A 1885-nucleotide genomic window follows, 5' to 3' on the forward strand; every position below is an offset into this window, starting at 1 on the left:
TGTGTCATGAGGACAGATTGCAAAAGTTAACAAATTAAACTCCTTTAACTATTTTATAAAGCCACCAAATTATTATAAAAAATCCCCAAAATATTAAGATAAAAAACAGCGTAAATTTTAATGTTTTAAAAAATAACCCTAATATTGTAAATATAATGTAAGGTACAGCTATAAGCAACATTAAGAATAAAATAAAAAGAACAAAAATTACCCCAGAGACTATTATTTTTTGCTTATTCATATATTTTAATATGATTGTAAAGAGTATCTCTTTCAACAGGTATTTTATCAGCCTCTTTTATGAGCCTGATTAATCTTTCTTTTTGCTGCTGAGTTGGAGATTTTGCTCCTGCAAAGTGGGCGATTTTTTCTTCCATAACTGTCCCGTCCATATCATCAGCTCCAAAGTTTAAAGCTATCTGGGCTATTTTCTCACCAAGCATAACCCAGTAAGACTTTATATGTGGGACATTGTCAAGTAAAAGCCTTGAAACTGCTATTGTTTTTAAATCATCTATTCCTGATGTATGCTCAGTTTTTCCAAGGTCGTTGTTTTCTGGCTGGAATGCAAGAGGTATAAAACAGGTAAATCCTCCTGTTTCATCCTGAGCTTCTCTTATTTTTAAAATGTGGTCAACCCTTTCCTCTATTGTTTCCACATGTCCGTAAAGCATTGTTGTTGTTGATTTTAAGCCGAGCTTATGGGCTGTTTTATGTATCTCAAGGTATTTTTTCCAGCCTATCTTTTCAGGGGCTATTATCCTTCTAACCCTTGATGAAAATATTTCAGCTCCTCCTCCTGGAAGACTTCCTAAACCTGCTTCTTTTAATGCTACGATAGTTTCTTCGTAAGAAAGTTCAGCAAGCTTTGAAAGATAGTCTATCTCAACTGCAGTAAAGGCTTTTATGTGAAGCTGAGGGAAATTTTCTTTTAAAGATTTAATTATATTCAAGTAATCCTCAAACTGCCAGTCAGGATGAAGTCCTCCAACTATATGAACTTCACTTGCTCCTTGAGAAACTGCATATTTTGCCTTTTCAAGTATTTCATTAATTGTCATTTCATAGGCTTTAGGGTCGTTTTTATCAATTGTGGCAAATGCACAGAACTTACAGCCTAAAGTACATATATTTGTAGGATTTATCTGTCTGTTTATAACAAAATAAACATATTTTCCGCTTTTTTCTTCTTTTTTTAAGTTTGCTAAAGTTCCAAGAGTTAAAAGGTCATTTGTATTAAATAGTTTTACACCATCTTCAAAGGTAAGTCTTTCACCACTTAAAACTTTATCTATAACTGGATAAAGATTTTTATCTGTGCAAAAGTCAAGTAAACTTCTTTCAGTTTTCAATGTCTTACCTCTTTTGATTTTTTCTTTCTTTTTTCCATGTATAAAGTAAAAATTAGCAAGATTATAGATACTGTTCCTGCAGTTAAAGTTGCAATAATTAAAGATAGTGTAGCATCATTCATCTTCATCACCTCCCAATGATACAAGAAAAAGCCCCATAAGCGTAAAAAATGTATAGCTAAATACAGCAGTTATAATATATACTAAATCCAATTTTCCGCTAACAAAAGGCTGTAAAACTAAAAATATTAATACTGCAACACCAAAATTAATAAGCCCTTTTCCAACTTCTTTCAGACCACTTTTCCAGTTCATAAAAAAATTGTATCATTTTAATCATGAAAATATTAATGATATTAATAATGCTTTTTTCTGGAGTTTCTGTGGCTAAAGAACTGGAAATAAAAACTAATGATGGTTTCGTCCTTAAAGGTTTTTTAGAATATCCTAAAGTTAAGAAAGAAAAATATCCTGTTATTATTTTTGCGCACCAGTTTGGAACAACCCATAGAATATGGTCTGAATTGCAAAAG

Annotated in this window: 3 protein-coding genes; all 3 read right to left on the reverse strand. The window is 31.6% G+C overall.

The genetic code is table 11. The annotated features are described in order from the left end of the window. Positions 1-233: 233 nt before the first annotated feature. Genes mqnE through HG1285_RS03255 form a run of 3 tightly spaced genes read right to left on the reverse strand, consistent with a single transcriptional unit; the run spans position 234 to position 1667 of the window. On the reverse strand, positions 234-1352 hold the full coding sequence (mqnE, locus tag HG1285_RS03260) for an aminofutalosine synthase MqnE (RefSeq protein ID WP_008288920.1): 1119 nt from the start codon (positions 1350-1352) through the stop codon (positions 234-236). Then, positions 1349-1474 (reverse strand): hypothetical protein, encoded by a 126-nt coding sequence (locus HG1285_RS20555; protein ID WP_008288921.1) that lies wholly within the window; start codon positions 1472-1474, stop codon positions 1349-1351. Before HG1285_RS20555 ends, mqnE begins: the two co-directional genes overlap by 4 nt. After that, entirely contained in the window at positions 1467-1667 is a 201-nt protein-coding gene (locus HG1285_RS03255; RefSeq protein ID WP_008288922.1) for a hypothetical protein, read from the reverse strand. The genes HG1285_RS20555 and HG1285_RS03255 overlap by 8 nt, the downstream gene beginning before the upstream one ends. Positions 1668-1885: the final 218 nt, after the last annotated feature.

Source organism: Hydrogenivirga sp. 128-5-R1-1, assembly GCF_000171895.1.